Origin of the sequence: Pseudomonas sp. BW16M2, from assembly GCF_014268865.1 — a bacterium.
In the GTDB taxonomy this organism is placed as follows: Bacteria; Pseudomonadota; Gammaproteobacteria; order Pseudomonadales; family Pseudomonadaceae; genus Aquipseudomonas; species Aquipseudomonas peradeniyensis.
Genome location: NZ_JABWRI010000034.1, coordinates 25,724 through 43,234, shown reverse-complemented (window position 1 = coordinate 43,234; position 17,511 = coordinate 25,724). Strand labels below are relative to the sequence as shown.

Annotated in this window: 14 protein-coding genes; 9 read left to right on the top strand and 5 right to left on the bottom strand. The window is 65.0% G+C overall.

From position 1 onward, the window contains the following. Window positions 1–84: 84 nt before the first annotated feature. Together smc and HU735_RS23105 are read right to left on the bottom strand one after the other, a co-directional pair. Entirely contained in the window at window positions 85–3,573 is a 3,489-nt protein-coding gene (gene smc / locus HU735_RS23110; protein WP_186715609.1) for a chromosome segregation protein SMC, read from the bottom strand. A 3-nt stretch (window positions 3,574–3,576) separates the two neighbouring features. After that, window positions 3,577–4,236: a GntR family transcriptional regulator gene (locus HU735_RS23105; RefSeq protein ID WP_050706590.1), complete on the bottom strand. Its 660-nt coding sequence runs from the start codon at window positions 4,234–4,236 to the stop codon at window positions 3,577–3,579. Between the two features lie 272 nt (window positions 4,237–4,508). Here HU735_RS23105 and xdhA point away from each other — a divergent pair, with 272 nt between their 5' ends. The 4 genes from xdhA (at window position 4,509) to guaD (ending at window position 10,668) form a co-directional block, all read left to right on the top strand. Beyond that, window positions 4,509–5,963, top strand: coding sequence for a xanthine dehydrogenase small subunit (gene xdhA / locus HU735_RS23100; RefSeq protein ID WP_186715604.1), 1,455 nt, complete (start codon window positions 4,509–4,511; stop codon window positions 5,961–5,963). Continuing rightward, a complete protein-coding gene (gene xdhB, locus HU735_RS23095) occupies window positions 5,956–8,355 on the top strand; it encodes a xanthine dehydrogenase molybdopterin binding subunit (protein ID WP_186715603.1) in 2,400 nt (799 codons plus the stop codon). The genes xdhA and xdhB overlap by 8 nt, the downstream gene beginning before the upstream one ends. A 152-nt stretch (window positions 8,356–8,507) precedes the next feature. Then, window positions 8,508–9,353: a xanthine dehydrogenase accessory protein XdhC gene (gene xdhC, locus HU735_RS23090; RefSeq protein ID WP_050706593.1), complete on the top strand. Its 846-nt coding sequence runs from the start codon at window positions 8,508–8,510 to the stop codon at window positions 9,351–9,353. 10 nt (window positions 9,354–9,363) lie between these two features. After that, window positions 9,364–10,668, top strand: coding sequence for a guanine deaminase (gene guaD, locus HU735_RS23085; RefSeq protein WP_186715602.1), 1,305 nt, complete (start codon window positions 9,364–9,366; stop codon window positions 10,666–10,668). On the opposite strand, the gene aqpZ is transcribed toward guaD, so the two are convergent. Together aqpZ and HU735_RS23075 are read right to left on the bottom strand one after the other, a co-directional pair. Beyond that, a complete protein-coding gene (gene aqpZ, locus HU735_RS23080; protein WP_186715600.1) occupies window positions 10,665–11,363 on the bottom strand; it encodes an aquaporin Z in 699 nt (232 codons plus the stop codon). The genes guaD and aqpZ overlap by 4 nt on opposite strands. Window positions 11,364–11,512: 149 nt before the next feature. Next, window positions 11,513–12,268 (bottom strand): GntR family transcriptional regulator, encoded by a 756-nt coding sequence (locus HU735_RS23075; RefSeq protein WP_186715598.1) that lies wholly within the window; start codon window positions 12,266–12,268, stop codon window positions 11,513–11,515. Between the two features lie 359 nt (window positions 12,269–12,627). Here HU735_RS23075 and HU735_RS23070 point away from each other — a divergent pair, with 359 nt between their 5' ends. Next, on the top strand, window positions 12,628–13,977 hold the full coding sequence (locus HU735_RS23070; RefSeq protein WP_186715595.1) for an NCS2 family permease: 1,350 nt from the start codon (window positions 12,628–12,630) through the stop codon (window positions 13,975–13,977). A 167-nt stretch (window positions 13,978–14,144) separates the two neighbouring features. Then, a complete protein-coding gene (locus HU735_RS23065; RefSeq protein WP_186715593.1) occupies window positions 14,145–14,648 on the top strand; it encodes a hypothetical protein in 504 nt (167 codons plus the stop codon). Between the two features lie 96 nt (window positions 14,649–14,744). On the opposite strand, the gene uraH is transcribed toward HU735_RS23065, so the two are convergent. Further along, the gene (gene uraH / locus HU735_RS23060) at window positions 14,745–15,098 is read right to left on the bottom strand and encodes a hydroxyisourate hydrolase (RefSeq protein ID WP_028692847.1); all 354 of its coding nucleotides are present in this window, start codon (window positions 15,096–15,098) and stop codon (window positions 14,745–14,747) included. 377 nt (window positions 15,099–15,475) lie between these two features. On the opposite strand from uraH, the gene puuE reads away from it, so the two are divergent. From puuE to HU735_RS23045, 3 genes are read left to right on the top strand one after another with little or no spacing between them, the layout of a single operon-like run. After that, window positions 15,476–16,402, top strand: a complete 927-nt coding sequence (gene puuE / locus HU735_RS23055; RefSeq protein ID WP_186715591.1) for an allantoinase PuuE — start codon at window positions 15,476–15,478, stop codon at window positions 16,400–16,402. Continuing rightward, complete coding sequence (gene uraD, locus HU735_RS23050; protein ID WP_028692845.1) at window positions 16,402–16,917, top strand: 2-oxo-4-hydroxy-4-carboxy-5-ureidoimidazoline decarboxylase; 516 nt, start codon at window positions 16,402–16,404, stop codon at window positions 16,915–16,917. Before puuE ends, uraD begins: the two co-directional genes overlap by 1 nt. 47 nt (window positions 16,918–16,964) lie before the next feature. Further along, entirely contained in the window at window positions 16,965–17,468 is a 504-nt protein-coding gene (locus tag HU735_RS23045; protein ID WP_050706598.1) for an ureidoglycolate lyase, read from the top strand. Window positions 17,469–17,511: the final 43 nt, after the last annotated feature.

Here is a 17,511-nt window from a genome sequence, read left to right as displayed (position 1 = left end):
GCTAGCACGACCAAAGGCAACTTTACACCGTCTGTCGCGTCTGCTGAGGCTTTTGCCTACATGTTCACACCCTTTCTTTACCCCTTACGCATCGACCATGGCCATCGCCTCTTCCACATCGACTGCTACAAGACGTGAACAGCCCGGCTCGTGCATGGTCACCCCCATCAGCTGGTCGGCCATTTCCATGGCGATCTTGTTGTGGGTGATGTAGATGAACTGCACGGCCTCGCTCATTTCCTTCACCAAACGGGCATAGCGCCCGACGTTGGCGTCGTCCAGCGGCGCGTCGACCTCGTCGAGCATGCAGAACGGCGCCGGGTTCAGCTTGAAGATGGCGAACACCAGGGCCAGGGCCGTGAGTGCCTTCTCGCCGCCGGACAGCAGATGGATAGTGCTGTTCTTCTTGCCCGGTGGACGCGCCATGATCGTCACCCCTGTATCGAGTAGATCTTCGCCCGTCAGTTCCAGATAAGCGCTGCCGCCACCGAAAACTTTTGGGAAAAGTGCCTGTAATCCGGCATTTATCTGATCAAAGGTATCCTTGAAGCGGTTGCGGGTTTCCTTGTCGATCTTGCGGATGACGTTTTCCAGGGTCTCCAGCGCCTCGACCAGATCGGCGTCCTGGGCGTCCAGGTAACGCTTGCGCTCGGACTGCTGTTCATACTCTTCGATGGCCGCCAGGTTGATCGCGCCCAGACGCTGGATGCGCGCCTCGAGCTGCTCCAGTGCCTGCTCGGTGCCCTGCTCGCTGGCGTCGGCCTCGAGCGTGGCGAGCACGCCATGAAGATCGTAGCCGTCGGCGAGCAGTTGTTCCTGCAAGGTCTTGCGTCGCACGTCCAGGCCCTGGGACTCCAGGCGCTGCTGTTCCAGCTGGCCGCGCAGCAATTGCGACTGCTGCTCGGCCTGGGTGCGGCGCCGTTCGGCATCGCGCAGCTCACGGTCGGCCTCGTCCATGTGCAGGCGCGCCTGGCGCATTTCCTCGTCGACGCTCATGCGTCGTTCCAGCAGCTCCTCGAGCTTGAGGCGCAATTCTTCCAGCGGCGCCTCGCCCTCCTCCAGGTTCAGGTTCAACTGTTCCTGGCGCTCGCTCAGGCGCGCGGCCTGCTGTTCCAGGCGTTCGAGGGCCTGGCGGGTCGAGTCGTACTGGGCGCGCAGCGAGCCCAGGCGCACGGCTAGCTGGTGGGCGTGGTCCTTGTGCTGGCGGGCTTCCTGGCGGATGCGGTCGAGGCCTTCGCGCAGGGTGTCGCGACGCGCCATCAGCAGCTCGCGCTGTTCGGTGTCCTGGGCCATCAGTTCCAGGGCTTCCTGCAGCAACAGGCGCGCCTCACCCAGTTGCTCGTGCTCCAGGGCGCGCTGCTCCTGCAGTTCGGCCAGTTCTTCCTGCAGGCGGCGGCGGCGCAGCTCCAGCTGTTCGGCACGGGCGCGGCCGGCGGACAGGCGTGCCTTGAGCTCGCCGTGCTGACGGCTTTCATCCTGACTGCGACGGCGCAACTGCTCGCGCTGCTCCTCCAGGTCGAGCTGCTGCTCACGCAGGCGTTGCAACTGCTCGTCGAGCTGCTCGAGCAAGGCTTCCTGCTCCAGTTGCTCCCGGCCCAGGCGGTCGATTTCCTGGGCCCGGGCCAGCACGCCACCCTGGGCCTCGCTACCGCGGCTGACCCGCAGGAAGTGCCACCCGACCCAATAGCCGTCGCGGCTGACCAGGCTCTGCCCAGCGCCCAGCGAGGCCCGCCGGGCCAGGGCCTGCTCCAGAGTGTCCACCGGCATGACCTGGCCCAGCCAGGGCGACAGGTCGACGCGTCCTTCTACCTTGTCTAGCAGGCTGCCGGCGACGGCCGTGCCCTCTCCCCCCGCCATCAACAGGCGCAGTTCGCCCTGCTCCAGCGCGGCGAACTCCAGGCCGGTGAAGTCATCCAGCAGCACCGCCTGCAGATCGGCGCCCAGCACCGTTTCCACCGCCAGCTCCCAGCCGGGCTCGACCCGCAGCCCCTCGGCCAGCCGTGGGCGCTGTTCCAGGCCCTGGGCGCGCAGCCAGTCGGCGGCCCCGACACCCGGCTCCAGCGCGGCCTGCTGCAAGGCTTCGAGGGACGCCAGGCGCCCGCCCAGGCGCTGCAGGTCACCCTGCTGCTGTTGCTGCGCCTGGCTGGCCTGCTGCATCTGCTCGCGCAACGTTTCCAGCTGCTCGACCACCTGTTGCTCCTGCAACTGGAGGTCTTCGAGCAGCAACTCGCTGCCGGCCAGCTGTTCGCCCAAGTCGCTGGTCTCGGTATCCTGCGTATCCTCGCCGAGCTGGTCACGCTCTTCACCCAGCTTGCGCTGGCGCTCGGCCAGGCGTTCCAGGCTGGCCTCCAGCTGCGCCAGGCGCGCCTGCTGCACTTCGGCCTGGCGGCGCGGCTCGGCGGAGCGGGTGTTGAAGCTGTCCCACTGCTCCTGCCAGCCGTGCATGCCCAGCTCGGCCTCCTCCAGGGTCGCCGCAGCCTCCTCGGCCGCGGCCAGGGTCAGTTCCTGCTCGGGTTCGAGCATCGCCAGCTCTTCACCCAGGGTCGCCAGCAAGGTGCGGTCGTGCCCCAGGTGCGATTCGGTTTCCAGGCGGCTGCGCTCGGCTTCCTTGAGGTCGTCCTGCAACTGGCGCAGGCGCTGCTGGCCGTGCTGGATGCTCTGCTCGACCCGGGCGATATCGCCGGCCACCGAATAAAAGCGGCCCTGCACCTGGTTGAAGCGTTCGGACAGCTCATGATGGCCGTCGCGCAGGCGCTCGATGCTGGCATCGGCGTTGCGCTGCTCGGCCACCAGGGCCTCGAAGGCGATCTCCTGGTCGCCGATGACCGTCTCGCGCTGGCGCACCCGCTGATCCAGGTCGCGCCAGCGCAAGGCCGCCAGGCGCGCCTTGAGCTGGCGTTCCTCGGCCTTGTACTCGCGGTACTTCTCGGCGGCCTGGGCCTGGCGGTGCAGGCGCTCGAGCTGGCGTTCCAGCTCTTCACGCAGGTCGGTCAGGCGCGCCAGGTTCTCCTGGGTGCGGCGGATACGGTTCTCGGTCTCGCGGCGGCGCTCCTTGTACTTGGAGATGCCCGCCGCCTCCTCGATGAAGTTGCGCAACTCCTCGGGCTTGGCCTCGATCAGCTTGGAGATCATGCCCTGTTCGATGATCGAGTAGCTGCGCGGCCCCAGGCCCGTGCCGAGGAAGATATCGGTGATATCACGGCGCCGGCACTTGGTGCCGTTGAGGTAATAGGTGTTCTGCCCGTCGCGGGTGACCTTGCGGCGGATCGAGATCTCGGCGTAGGCGGCGTACTCGCCGACCAGCGAGTTGTCGCTGTTGTCGAACACCAGCTCGATGCTGGCCTGGCTGACCGGCTTGCGGCTGGTGGAGCCGTTGAAGATGACATCGGTCATCGACTCGCCGCGCAGGTTCTTGGCCGAGCTTTCGCCCATCACCCAGCGCACCGCGTCGATGATGTTGGACTTGCCGCAGCCATTGGGGCCGACCACGGCCGCCATGTTGCTGGGGAAGTTGACCGTGGTCGGGTCGACGAAGGACTTGAACCCGGCCAGGCGGATGCACTTCAGGCGCATCGGTCAGACCCGCGCCAGCGCCGCCAGCACCAGTTCGCAACTGCGCTGGCAATAGGCGGTGAGCACCTCGCGGATGCGCGGCAGGTCGCGGGCGACCACGGCTTCGAGCAGGCGGGCGAACAGCTCCAGGTAATCGACCATGTTGGCCTGGCGCTGGTCCAGGGCAAGGTAGTAGGCGCGGCTCATGGCCGGCTGCAGGTTCTCGACGGTTTCCTGCAGGTACGGGTTGTTGGCGAACGGATAGGCGGCGCGCATCACCGCGAAGCTGTCGCCGACGAAGGCCTTTATGTCTTTGGCGGCGTGGGCCTGCTTGAGGCGCTGCTGGATGTCCAGGAACGGGCGCAGGTCGCTGTCGCTGCGCCAATGTTGGGCAACGGCGTTGCCCAGCAGGATGTAGAACTCGCCCATCAGGGTACACAGGCTGCGCACGCTGTTCTCGTCCAGCTCGGTCACATGGGCGCCGCGGCGCGGCAGGATCGCCACCAGGTGGCGGCGTTCGAGGATGAGCAGCGCCTCGCGCACCGAGCCGCGGCTGACGTTGAGGGCCTGGGTGACCTTCTGCTCCTGGATGCGCTCGCCGGGTGCGAGTTCGCCGCGGATGATCCGCTCGGCCAGGTAGTGGGCAATTTGCTCGGAGAGGCTGTCCGGCGCCTTGAACGTCATGGTTTTCCTTCGCGATCTGGGTAGCTGTGCACAAGGGCGCGATTGTAGCGCACTTGTCCCGTGCCCGCGCAGCGGCGCGACGTGCTTTGTGCGACTGGCGGGTCAACTTTCCCACTCGGCGCGAACTATGCTTGGAGAAAGGCTCGATGAAGCGGTTCGGAAGGCCTCTGGGCGAAATCTTGACCTTTGAGTCAGAAAATTATTGACCTCAGGGTCAAGCGTTGCTTAGAGTCCGCCCGAACAACAATAAAACCATTGCGAGGCCCTCCCCCGTGATCCAGTTTCTCGTCAACCAGGAGCTGCGCAACGAGCACGCCCTGGACCCGAACATGACGGTGCTGCAATACCTGCGCGAGCACCTGGGCAAACCCGGCACCAAGGAAGGCTGCGCCAGCGGCGACTGCGGCGCCTGCACCGTGGTCGTCGGCGAACTCGTCGAGGACGACCAGGGCGGCGACGCTATCCGCTACCGCAGCCTCAACTCGTGCCTGACGTTCGTGTCCTCCCTGCACGGCAAGCAGCTGATCAGCGTCGAGGGCCTAAAGCACCAGGGCGAGCTGCACAGCGTGCAGAAGGCCATGGCCGACTGCCATGGTTCGCAGTGCGGCTTCTGCACCCCCGGTTTCGTCATGTCGCTGTTCGCCCTGCAGAAGAACAGCGAGGGCCACGACCTGCACCAGGCCCAGGAGGCCCTGGCCGGCAACCTGTGCCGCTGCACCGGCTACCGGCCGATCCTCGAAGCCGCCGAGCAGAGCTGCGCCCGCCCCTGCCGCGACCAGTTCGACGCCCAGCAGGCGCAGACCATCGCCCGCCTCAAGGCCATCGCCCCGCAACAGACCGGCGAGCTCAACAGCGGCGACAAGCGCTGCCTGGTGCCGCTGACCGTGGCCGACCTGGCCGACCTCTATAGCTCGCACCCCGAGGCGCGCCTGCTGGCCGGCGGCACCGACCTGGCGCTGGAGGTCACCCAGTTCCACCGCACCCTGCCGGTGATGATCTACGTCGGCCATGTCGCCGAACTCAAGCGCATCGACAAGACCGCCACCCACCTGGAGATCGGCGCCGCCACCCCGCTGACCGACTGCTACACCGCGCTCAACGAGGAATACCCCGACTTCGGCGACCTGCTGCACCGCTTCGCCTCGCTGCAGATCCGCAACCAGGGCACCCTGGGCGGCAACATCGGCAACGCCTCGCCGATCGGCGACTCGCCGCCCCTGCTGATCGCCCTCGATGCGCAGATCGTCCTGCGCCAGGGCGAGCGCCAGCGCACCCTGGCCCTGGAAGACTACTTCATCGACTACCGCATCACCGCGCGCCAGGACAGCGAGTTCATCGAGAAGATCATCGTGCCACGCGCCAGCAACGACTGGGCGTTCCGCGCCTATAAAGTGTCCAAGCGCCTGGACGACGATATCTCCGCCGTATGCGCGGCGTTCAACCTGAGCATCGAGAACGGCGTGGTCAGCGGCGTGCGCATCGCCTTCGGCGGCATGGCGGCGATCCCCAAACGCGCCCGCGCCTGCGAGGCCGCGCTACGCGGCAAGCCTTGGAACCAGGCCAGCGTCGAGCGCGCCTGCCAGGCCCTGGCCGAGGACTTCACCCCGCTCAGCGACTTCCGCGCCAGCCGCGAGTACCGCCTGCTGACCGCGCAGAACCTGCTGCGCAAGTACTTCATCGAACTGCAAACGCCGCACATCGAAACCCGGGTGACCGCCTATGTCTAACCATCACGCCGTCAAGAGCCAGGCCGAGATGGCCGCACTGTTCAGCCAGGACCTGACCACCGGGGTCGGCCGCAGCCTCAAGCACGACAGCGCCGACAAGCACGTGGCGGGCGAGGCGGTGTACATCGACGACCGCCTGGAGTTCCCCAACCAGCTGCACGTCTATGCGCGCACCGCGGACCGCGCCCATGCGCGCATCCTGCGCATCGACACCACGCCCTGCTACCAGTTCGAAGGCGTGCGCATCGCCATCACCCACGAGGACATCCCGGGGCTCAAGGATATCGGCCCGGTGGTGGCCGGCGACCCGCTGCTGGCCATCGACAAGGTCGAGTTCTTCGGCCAGCCGGTGCTCGCCGTGGCCGCCCGCGACCTGGACACCGCCCGCCGTGCGGCGATGGCGGCGATCGTCGAATACGAAGACCTGGAACCGATACTCGATGTGGTCGAGGCGCTGCGCAAGAAACACTTCGTGCTCGACAGCCACACCCACAAGCGCGGCGATTCGGACGCGGCCCTGGCCAGCGCCCCGCACCGCATCCAGGGCAGCCTGCACATCGGCGGCCAGGAGCACTTCTACCTGGAAACCCAGATCAGCTCGGTGATGCCCAGCGAAGACGGCGGCATGATCGTCTACTGCTCCACGCAGAACCCCACCGAGGTGCAGAAGCTGGTCGCCGAGGTGCTCGACGTGCCGATGCACAAGATCGTCGTCGACATGCGCCGCATGGGCGGCGGCTTCGGCGGCAAGGAAACCCAGGCCGCCAGCCCCGCCTGCCTGTGCGCGGTGATCGCGCGCCTGACCGGCCAGCCGACCAAGATGCGCCTGCCCCGTGTCGAAGACATGATGATGACCGGCAAGCGCCATCCGTTCTACGTCGAGTACGACGTCGGCTTCGACGACAGCGGCCGCCTGCACGGCATCAACTTCGACCTGGCCGGCAACTGCGGCTACTCGCCCGACCTGTCCGGCTCGATCGTCGACCGCGCCATGTTCCACTCCGACAACGCCTACTACCTGGGCGACGCCACGGTGCACGGCCACCGCTGCAAGACCAACACCGCGTCCAACACCGCCTACCGCGGCTTCGGCGGCCCACAAGGCATGGTCGCCATCGAACAGGTGATGGACCATATCGCCCGCCACCTGGCGCTGGACCCGCTGGCGGTGCGCAAGGCCAACTACTACGGCAAGACCGAGCGCAACGTCACCCACTACTACCAGACCGTCGAGCACAACATGCTCGAGGAAATGACTGCCGAGATCGAGGCGAGCAGCGACTACCACGAGCGCCGCGAATCGATCCGCCGCTTCAACGCCAACAGCCCGGTACTGAAAAAGGGCCTGGCGCTGACCCCGGTGAAATTCGGCATCTCGTTCACCGCCACCTTCCTCAACCAGGCCGGTGCTTTGATCCACATCTACACCGACGGCAGCATCCACCTCAACCACGGCGGCACCGAGATGGGCCAGGGCCTGAACACCAAGGTGGCCCAGGTGGTGGCCCAGGTGTTCCAGGTCGACTTCAACCGTATCCAGATCACCGCCACCAACACCGACAAGGTACCCAACACCTCGCCGACCGCAGCCTCCAGCGGCGCCGACCTGAACGGCAAGGCGGCGCAGAATGCCGCCGAGATCCTCAAGAAGCGCCTGACCGAGTTCGCCGCCCGGCACTACAACGTCACCGAGGAAGACGTCGAGTTCCGCAACGGCCATGTGCGCGTGCGCGACCAGATCGTCAGCTTCGAGCAACTGGTGCAGCAGGCCTACTTCGCCCAGGTGTCGCTGTCGACCACCGGTTTCTACCGCACGCCGAAGATCTTCTACGACCGCTCCCAGGCCCGTGGCCGGCCGTTCTACTACTTCGCCTTCGGCGCGGCGTGCGTGGAGGTGATCGTCGACACCCTGACCGGCGAGTACAAGATGCTGCGCGCCGACATCCTGCACGACGTCGGCGACTCGCTGAACCCGGCCATCGATATCGGCCAGGTCGAGGGCGGCTTCGTCCAGGGCATGGGCTGGCTGACCACCGAGGAGCTGGTGTGGAACGCCAAGGGCAAGTTGATGACCAACGGCCCGGCCAGCTACAAGATCCCGGCGGTGGCCGACATGCCGATCGACATGCGCGTCAAACTGGTGGAGAACCGCAAGAACCCCGAGGACACGGTGTTCCATTCCAAGGCCGTGGGCGAGCCGCCGTTCATGCTCGGCATCGCCGCCTGGTGCGCGATCAAGGACGCAGTGGCGAGCATCGCCGACTACCGCGTGCAGCCGAACATCGACGCGCCGTCGACGCCGGAGCGAGTGCTGTGGGGGTGCGAGCAGATGCGCAAAGCGGTGGCTGCGCAGCAGCCTGCCGAACAAGAACTGGAACCGGTGACGCACTGACGCCGCGCCACTGTGTAGGAGCGGCCTTGTGCCGCGAAAGGGTCGCGCAGCGGCCCCTGGATCTGTGCCGCAATGAAGATTTTGGGGCTGCTACGCAGCCCTTTCGCGGCACAAGGCCGCTCCTACACTGGGGACAGAGGAGGATTGAAGACATGCACCAATGGATCAACGCCCTCGCCGACCATCAAGCCCGCGGCGAACCCTGCGTCCTGGTGACCATCATCGAGGAACGCGGCTCCACGCCGCGCAATGCCGGCTCGAAAATGGTGGTCAGCGCCAGCGCGCTGTACGACACCATCGGCGGCGGTCACCTGGAGTTCAAGGCCCTGCACATCGCCCGGCAGATGCTCGAGGAACACCGCAGCACCCCGCATCTGGAGCGCTTCAGCCTCGGCGCCAGCCTCGGCCAGTGCTGCGGTGGCGCCACCGTGCTGCTGTTCGAGCCGATGACCGGCGTGCAGGCCGAGATCGCCGTGTTCGGCGCGGGCCATGTCGGCCGCGCTCTGGTACCCTTGCTCGCCGCGCTGCCCTGCCGGGTGCGCTGGATCGACTCGCGCGAGCAGGAGTTCCCCGATGTCATCCCCAACGGGGTGAGCCGGATCGTCAGCGAAGAGCCGGTCGACGAAGTCGCCGACCTGCCCGCCGGCAGCTACTGCATCGTCATGACCCACAACCACCAGCTGGACCTGGAGCTGACCGCCGCGATCCTCAAGCGCAACGATTTCACCTGGTTCGGCCTGATCGGCTCGAAGACCAAGCGGGTCAAGTTCGAGCACCGCCTGCGCGAGCGCGGTTTCGACGACGCGCTGATGGCGCGGATGCGCTGCCCGATGGGCCTGGCCGAGGTCAAGGGCAAGCTGCCGATCGAGATCGCCGTGTCCATCGCCGCCGAGATCATTGCCACCTACAACGCCTGCTTCGGCCAGCACGACGCTGCCGCCAACTCAGGCCCCATCGCCCAGTTGCTGCCGTCCTCGCGACGCAGCCAGACCCTTTGACGAGAGCCCCATGAGCGCAACCCGCAAAGCCTACCGAGCCGCCATCCTGCACAGCATCGCCGACCCCGCCGAGGTCGGCCTGGAGGCGTCCTGCGAATACTATGAAGACGGCCTGCTGGTGGTCGACAACGGCCGCATCAGCGCCCTGGGCCATGCCAGTGAGCTGCTGCCGACCCTCGACGCCGGCATCCCGGTGCAACATTACCCGGACGCCCTGATCACCCCGGGCTTCATCGACACCCACATCCACTTCCCGCAGACCGGCATGATCGGTTCCTACGGCGAGCAACTGCTGGACTGGCTGAACACCTATACCTTCCCCTGCGAGAAACAGTTCGCCGACAAGGCCCATGCCGACCAGGTGGCGAAGATCTTCCTCAAGGAGCTGCTGCGCAACGGCACCACCACCGCCCTGGTGTTCGGCAGCGTGCACCCGGAGTCGGTCAACGCCCTGTTCGAGGAGGCCGAGCGCCTTGACCTGCGCATGATCGCCGGCAAGGTGATGATGGACCGCAACGCCCCCGACTACCTGACCGACACCGCCGAATCCAGCTACCGCGACAGCAAGGCGCTGATCGAACGCTGGCACGGCAAGGGCCGCCTGCACTACGCGGTCACCCCGCGCTTCGCGCCGACCAGCACGCCGGAGCAATTGAGCGTGGCCGGCCAGTTGCTCAAGGAGCACCCGGGCGTGTACATGCACACCCACCTGTCTGAGAACCTCAAGGAAATCGACTGGGTCAAGTCGCTGTTCCCCGAGCAGAAAGGCTACCTGGACGTCTACGACCACTTCGAGCTGCTCGGCGAGCGCTCGGTGTTCGCCCACGGCGTGCACCTGTGCGACGACGAGTGCCAGCGCCTGGCCGAGACCGGCTCGGCCATCGCCTTCTGCCCGACCTCCAACCTGTTCCTCGGCAGCGGCCTGTTCAACCTGCCCCAGGCCGAGCGCTTCAAGGTCAACGTGGGCCTGGGCACCGACGTCGGCGCCGGCACCAGCTTCTCGCTGCTCAACACCCTGAACGAGGCGTACAAGGTGATGCAACTGCAAGGCGCGCGCCTGCACCCTTACAAGTCGCTGTACCTGGCCACCCTCGGCGGCGCCCGCGCCCTGCGCCTGGACGATCGCATCGGCAGCCTGCGCCCGGGCAATGACGCCGACTTCGTGGTGCTCGACTACAAGGCCACGCCGCTGCTGGACTACCGCCTGCAGCAGTCGAAGAACATCGAGGAGACCCTGTTCGTGCTCACCACCCTGGGCGACGACCGTACCGTGCGTGAAACCTACGCCGCCGGGCGTTGCGTGCACCAGCGCTAAGGCTGTTTAGCCAGGCCTCGATAGAGCGCACCGCCGATCGCCGCGCCGATCAGCGGTGCCACCCAGAACAGCCATAGCTGCTGCACGGCCCAGCCACCGACGAACAACGCCGGCCCCGTGCTGCGCGCCGGGTTCACCGAGGTGTTGGTCACCGGGATCGAGATCAGGTGGATCAGGGTCAGCGCCAGGCCGATGGCGATCGGCGCGAACCCCGCCGGCGCCCGGGCATCCGTGGCGCCCATGATGATCACCAGGAACATCGCGGTCATCACCACTTCGCTGGTAAAGCCTGCCGCCAAGCTGTAGCCACCGGGCGAGTGCTCGCCGTAGCCGTTGGAGGCCAAGCCGTTGGCCAGCTCGAAACCGGCCTTGCCGCTGGCGATGAAGTAGATCACCGCCGCGGCGAGGATCGCGCCGATCACCTGGGCGATCACATAGGGCAGCAACTCTTTGACCGGGAAGCGCCCGCCCACCACCAGGCCGAACGACACGGCGGGGTTGAGGTGACAACCGGAGATATGACCGATGGCGAAGGCCATGGTCAGGACCGTCAGGCCGAAGGCGAAGGCGACACCGAGGACACCGATGCCGACCGGGGAGCTTGCGGCCAGCACCGCGCTGCCGCACCCGCCAAGGACCAACCAGAACGTGCCGACCAACTCGGCACCCATGCGCACACCCAGGGACGAACTCATGGAGCATTCCTCAAGTAATTGGACGCAACGACTGCGCAAGCCCAACTGCTCGATGAAGGTTTGCTGAAGAGAAATCTAGCAGAGCTTTGGCCAGTGGCCAGAAACGACCAGGGGCCGCAAAGCGGCCCCTGGTTCATACAGGCAAACGATCAACCCTTGGCGCTGGCCTTGGGCTTTTTCAGCAGGTGCGAGAACACCGCGTGCAGATCGTCCGAGGCGCTCTCCTCGTCGAGGTTGAGCTTGCTGTCGATATGGTCCATGTGGTGCATCATCAGGCTCACCGCTTGCTCGGCGTCACGGGCCTCGATGGCGTCGATCAGTTGCATGTGCTCGTCGTACGAGCAGTGCGAGCGGTTGCCGCTCTCGTACTGGGCGATGATCAGCGAGGTCTGCGACACCAGGCTGCGCTGGAAGCTCACCAGTGGCGCGTTGCCCGCAGCCTCGGCCAGCTTGAGGTGGAACTCGCCGGACAGGCGGATACCGGCGCCGCGATCACCGCGGGAGAAGCTGTCGCGCTCCTCGCGGACCATCTGGCGCAGTTCGTTGAGCTGCTCGACGGTGGCGTGCTGCACGGCCAGTTCGGTGATGGCGCGCTCGACCATGCGCCGCGAGAAGAACACCTGGCGCGCCTCTTCCACCGTCGGGCTGGCCACCACCGCGCCGCGGTTCGGCCGCAGCAGCACCACGCTTTCATGGGCCAGGCGCGACAGCGCGCGGCGGATGATGGTGCGGCTGACGCCAAAGATCTCGCCCAGTGCTTCCTCGCTCAACTTGGTGCCCGGGGCCAGGCGCTGCTCGAGGATCGCCTCGAAGATGTGCGCGTAGACGATGTCGTCCTGGGTACCGCTGCGACCGGCCTTGCCAGTGCGCACAGGTTTTTTCAGAGGTTGCAGCTGTTCGTTCATGGGCGCTCGAGCACAAGGGATCTGCCAGTCGAACCGTGACTGTAATGCCCGTCGACGGGGGGATGGCAAGTCCGGAAATGAAGATGAAGGGCCAAGGTATGGCGCCATTGTACACAGGCTGACCCGTTTCTGCAGGTGGCCTTTTACCTATATAGCCGTTGTACGACCGTTTGTACGCACAAAAGATAAAACATTATTTGCTTTATTTGTACACAAAAGCATAATCCTGCGAGCAACTTCCTGACCCAGAAGTCAACAAAATGGTCGGACGTCTGCCACACCCTCCCTCGCGAAGCCCCCAAGTGCATCGGCTCAGGACCAGGCTTCGAACAACAAGAAAGACTTGAGGAGTACTCGCTGTGGAAAGCCGCAAATCCGAAGCACCTACGCTGGATCTCGCCCCACCGCTCGAATCGGGCTGGCTGGAGCGGATTTTCAAACTCAAGCGACACGGCACTACCGTCAGGACCGAACTGATCGCCGGGGTGACCACCTTCATCACCATGGCCTACATCATCTTCGTCAACCCCAACATCATGGCCGACGCCGGCATCGACCACGGTGCGGCATTCGTCGCCACCTGCATCGCCGCCGCCCTCGGCTGCCTGCTGATGGGCCTGTACGCCAACTGGCCGGTGGGCCTGGCGCCGGGCATGGGCCTCAACGCCTTCTTCACCTACACCGTGGTCGGCACCATGGGTTACAACTGGGAAACGGCGCTGGGAGCGGTATTCGTCTCGGGCGTGCTGTTCATGTTCCTGACGGTTTCGCGGGTGCGCGAGTGGCTGCTCAACAGCATCCCGGTAAGCCTGCGCCATGCCATGGGGGCCGGCGTCGGATTGTTCCTCGGGCTGATCGGCCTGAAGACCGCCGGCATCATCGTCGACAGCCCGGCCACCCTGGTCAAGCTGGGCTCGCTGCATGAGCCCGGCCCGCTGCTGGCGGCCGTGTGCTTCCTGTTGATCGCCATCCTCAGCTACAAACGGGTGTTCGGTGCGATCCTGATCAGCATCATCGGCGTCACCCTGGCCGGCTGGGGCCTGGGCCTGGTCAAGTTCGGCGGGGTGATGTCGATGCCGCCGAGCCTGGCGCCGACCTGGATGGCCATGGACGTGGCCGGGGTGTTCAACGTCAGCATGATCAGCGTGGTGCTGGCGTTCCTGTTCGTGCACATGTTCGACACCGCCGGCACGCTGATGGGCGTGGCCCAGCGTGCCAACCTGGTGGCGCCGGACGGGCGCATCGAGAACCTGTCGCGGGCACTGAAGGCCGACAGTACCTCCAGCGTGTTCGGCGCGGTGGTCGGCGTGCCGCCGGTGACCAGCTACGTGGAAAGTGCCGCGGGCGTGGCGGCGGGTGGGCGTACCGGCCTGACGGCCGTGGTGGTGGGCCTGCTGTTCGTTGCCGCGATGTTCTTCGCCCCGCTGGCCGGGATGATTCCGGCCTATGCAACCGCCGGCGCGTTGATCTACGTGGCGATGCTGATGATGGGCAGCATGGCGCATATCGAGTGGGACGAAGCCACCGACAGCATTCCGGCGATCGTCACGGTGATCATGATGCCGCTGACCTTCTCGGTGGCGGACGGCATTGCCCTGGGCTTCATCAGCTATGTGGCGCTGAAGGCCGGGACCGGCAAGTACAAGGAGATCTCGGCGAGCCTTTGGGTGCTGTGCCTGATCTTCATTGCCAAGTTTGTGTTCCTCTGACGCGACCAACCCACCGGAAGGTCATCACCCCTCATGGGAGACCACACGTCCCATGAGGGCTGCCAGCGCAAGCCGGGCCAATTGTCTTGCCGGTCCAGCTCCCGCTTGCTCACCATCACGCTTCCTTGCAGGATCAGCACTCATCTATCGTGCAAGGACAGCCCGTCATGACACCACCCGCTTTTGACCTCACCCCCCACCTTCAACGCTGGTTCGCCTGGTCCGATATTCTCGCCTGTTTCTGGCCGGGGCCGGGCGGGCGCTCGCTACAAGTTGATCCACTGCTTGCGAGCGTTATCGACCAATCGGGCGTGTACTGTATCGCGTGGGGCGATGTCTGCGATGTCCCACACCCTGCCAACAGCCATATCAAATACATCGGGCAAACGAAAAACTTCAAGGCCCGTATTGGCCAGTTCGCCACCTCGGCCGGCATATTCTGGGACGATCGCTACAATGGCCATTCCGCGGCATGGCGCTGGCCCCAGGGTGAAACGGAAAAAATGAAACTGGCCTTTTTCCCATTGACGGAAAACGAGAGCGAACACCTGAGGACTGGCCGTCTCTTCTGGTACGAGGCTCTTGCCCTTGATGCCTACTACCTCAGCAATGGCAACAGTCTGCCGCCCCTGAATATTCCACGGAATCCGGACGCCCTGGTATTCGGCTAAGAGGCAAATGCCAACCCCGCACTTTATCGGAGGCGAAAAAAAGCCCGCCAGTGTGAGAGCGGGCCAAGGACCTACGAAGATTCTTCTAGCGACCAACTAGCTTCCACGATAGGTCGAATAGCTGTACGGCGAGATCAGCAGCGGCACGTGGTAGTGCTCCTGCTGCTCGTCGATACCAAAGCGCAGCACGACCACGTCGAGGAACGCGGTGTCCGGCAGCTTCACGCCCTTGGCGCGGTAGTAGTCACCGGCGCTGAACTGCAGTTGATAGACGCCGGTGCGGTAGTCGTCGCCCTGCAGCAACGGCGCGTCGACGCGGCCATCGCTGTTGGTCAGGGCGGTGTTCACCAGCTCCAGCTGCTGGCCTTCGACGCGGTACAGCTCGACCTTGATCGAGCTGCCCGGGCAGCCATGCGCGGCGTCCAGTACGTGTGTGGTCAAACGTCCCATTTGCTTGTCGCCTCTTGTCGTATGCGTGGGCAAAAAATACACGGCAATCACCGGGCACGGGGCCTGCGGCGTGCGGGAATGACGTCATTAAGACAGTTTACGGATATATTGTACACAATTTTTTATCCCCTCCCGCGCAACCTCCACAGAACAGGCCGCCAGTCGCAAAGACACGCGCCATCACGCACCCCACAGCATTAACTGACCAATCGGGCAGGTTTCTTGCAAGCCATTCTCACGCGACAAATGGGAAGAAATGCGGAAAAACAGGCTTACAAAAGATTTCAGAAGTTGTATACAATCAGCCCATCTGGTGGTGCGACATCCCGACGCGGCCCGCCCACCCACCGCATTAACGAACAAGAAGGAAGACTGCAGTGAGCGCTGACTACCCACGCGACCTGATCGGTTACGGCAACAACCCACCTCATCCGCAATGGCCGGGGAATGCCCGCATTGCGCTGTCCTTCGTGCTCAACTACGAAGAAGGTGGCGAGCGCAACATCCTGCACGGCGACAAGGAGTCCGAAGCGTTCCTTTCCGAAATGGTCGCCGCCCAGCCGCTGCAGGGCGTGCGCAACATGAGCATGGAGTCGCTCTACGAATACGGCAGCCGCGCCGGCGTCTGGCGCCTGCTCAAGCTGTTCAAGGACAGCGGCGTGCCGCTGACCATCTTCGCCGTGGCCATGGCCGCCCAGCGCCACCCCGACGTGATCCGCGCCATGGCCGAAGCCGGCCACGAGATCTGCAGCCACGGCTACCGCTGGATCGACTACCAGTACATGGATGAAGCGCAAGAGCGCGAGCACATGCTCGAGGCCATCCGCATCCTCGCCGAGATCACCGGCGAGCGCCCCGTGGGCTGGTACACCGGCCGCACCGGCCCGAACACCCGGCGCCTGGTGATGGAGGAAGGCGGCTTCCTCTACGACAGCGATACCTACGACGACGACCTGCCCTACTGGGAGCCGAACAACCCCACCGACAAGCCGCACCTGGTGATCCCCTACACCCTGGACACCAACGACATGCGCTTCACCCAGGTCCAGGGTTTCAACTGCGGCGAACAGTTCTTCCAGTACCTGAAGGACGCCTTCGACGTGCTCTACGCCGAAGGCGCCGAGGCACCGAAGATGCTCTCGATCGGCCTGCACTGCCGCCTGGTCGGCCGCCCGGCGCGCCTGGCCGCGCTCAAGCGCTTCGTCGACTACGCCAAGAGCCACGAGCAGGTCTGGTTCGCCCGTCGCGCGGACATCGCCCGCCACTGGCACGCCACCCACCCGTACAAGAAAGAGAACGCCTGATGACCGCCTTCAAGACCCTCAAGCCTTCCACCCTCGAGCGCGCCGCCTTCGTCGCCGCCTTCGCCGACATCTACGAGCACTCGCCGTGGGTCGCCGAGAAAGCCTACGACCTGGGCCAGCTGGCCGAGCTGGACGAAATCGAGGCGCTGCATCAGCGTATGAGCGACATCCTGCTCAGCGCCAGCCATGCCGAGCAACTGGCACTGATCAACGCTCACCCGGACCTGGCCGGCAAGGCCGCCATCCAGGGTGAGCTGACCGAGTCGAGCACCAATGAACAGGCCGGCGCCGGCATCCACCAGTGCACCGCCGAGGAGTTCGCCCGCTTCACCGAGCTGAACGACGCCTACAAGGCCAAGTTCCAGTTCCCGTTCATCATGGCGGTCAAGGGCAGCAACCGGCACCAGATCCTCGCCGCCTTCGAAAAGCGCATCCACAACGACCAGGATGCCGAGTTCAAGGAAGCCCTGGCGCAGATCAACCTGATCGCCCTGTTCCGCCTGCTGCAGCTGTAAGCGACAGCCGAACTTTTCAGTACAACGAACATATAAGAGAGACCCGCATGCGCACCCTGATGATCGAGCCCCTGAGCAAAGAAGCCTTCGCCCCCTTCGGTGACGTGATCGAAACCGACGGCAGCGACCACTTCATGATCAACAATGGCTCGACCATGCGCTTCCACAAGCTCGCCACGGTCGAGACCGCCGAGCCCGAGGACAAGGCGATCATCAGCATCTTCCGCGCCGACGCGCTGGACATGCCGCTGACCGTACGCATGCTGGAACGCCATCCGCTGGGCAGCCAGGCTTTCATCCCGCTGCTCGGCAACCCCTTTCTGATCGTGGTCGCGCCGGTTGGCGATGCACCTGTATCAGGCTTGGTCCGAGCCTTCCGCAGCAATGGCAGGCAGGGCGTTAATTACCATCGCGGCGTCTGGCACCACCCGGTGCTGACGATCGAAAAGCGGGATGACTTCCTGGTGGTTGATCGCAGTGGTTCCGGCAACAACTGCGATGAGCATTACTTCCCCGAGGAACAGATGTTGATCCTCAATCCCCACCAATAAGAAAAGGTCGGTCATCCAAGGTCCGCCCTGAGGGTGGCCGGCG

Bases quoted from the DNA above. Each gene is read 5' to 3' on its own strand.
- uraD (WP_028692845.1), top strand. From the start codon at position 16,402: ATGACCGCCTTCAAGACCCTCAAGCCTTCCACCCTCGAGCGCGCCGCC.
- HU735_RS23075 (WP_186715598.1), bottom strand. From the start codon at position 12,268: ATGAACGAACAGCTGCAACCTCTGAAAAAACCTGTGCGCACTGGCAAG.
- smc (WP_186715609.1), bottom strand. From the start codon at position 3,573: ATGCGCCTGAAGTGCATCCGCCTGGCCGGGTTCAAGTCCTTCGTCGAC.
- uraH (WP_028692847.1), bottom strand. From the start codon at position 15,098: ATGGGACGTTTGACCACACACGTACTGGACGCCGCGCATGGCTGCCCG.
- HU735_RS23045 (WP_050706598.1), top strand. From the start codon at position 16,965: ATGCGCACCCTGATGATCGAGCCCCTGAGCAAAGAAGCCTTCGCCCCC.
- xdhB (WP_186715603.1), top strand. From the start codon at position 5,956: ATGTCTAACCATCACGCCGTCAAGAGCCAGGCCGAGATGGCCGCACTG.
- HU735_RS23105 (WP_050706590.1), bottom strand. From the start codon at position 4,236: ATGACGTTCAAGGCGCCGGACAGCCTCTCCGAGCAAATTGCCCACTAC.
- HU735_RS23065 (WP_186715593.1), top strand. From the start codon at position 14,145: ATGACACCACCCGCTTTTGACCTCACCCCCCACCTTCAACGCTGGTTC.
- xdhC (WP_050706593.1), top strand. From the start codon at position 8,508: ATGCACCAATGGATCAACGCCCTCGCCGACCATCAAGCCCGCGGCGAA.
- guaD (WP_186715602.1), top strand. From the start codon at position 9,364: ATGAGCGCAACCCGCAAAGCCTACCGAGCCGCCATCCTGCACAGCATC.
- aqpZ (WP_186715600.1), bottom strand. From the start codon at position 11,363: ATGAGTTCGTCCCTGGGTGTGCGCATGGGTGCCGAGTTGGTCGGCACG.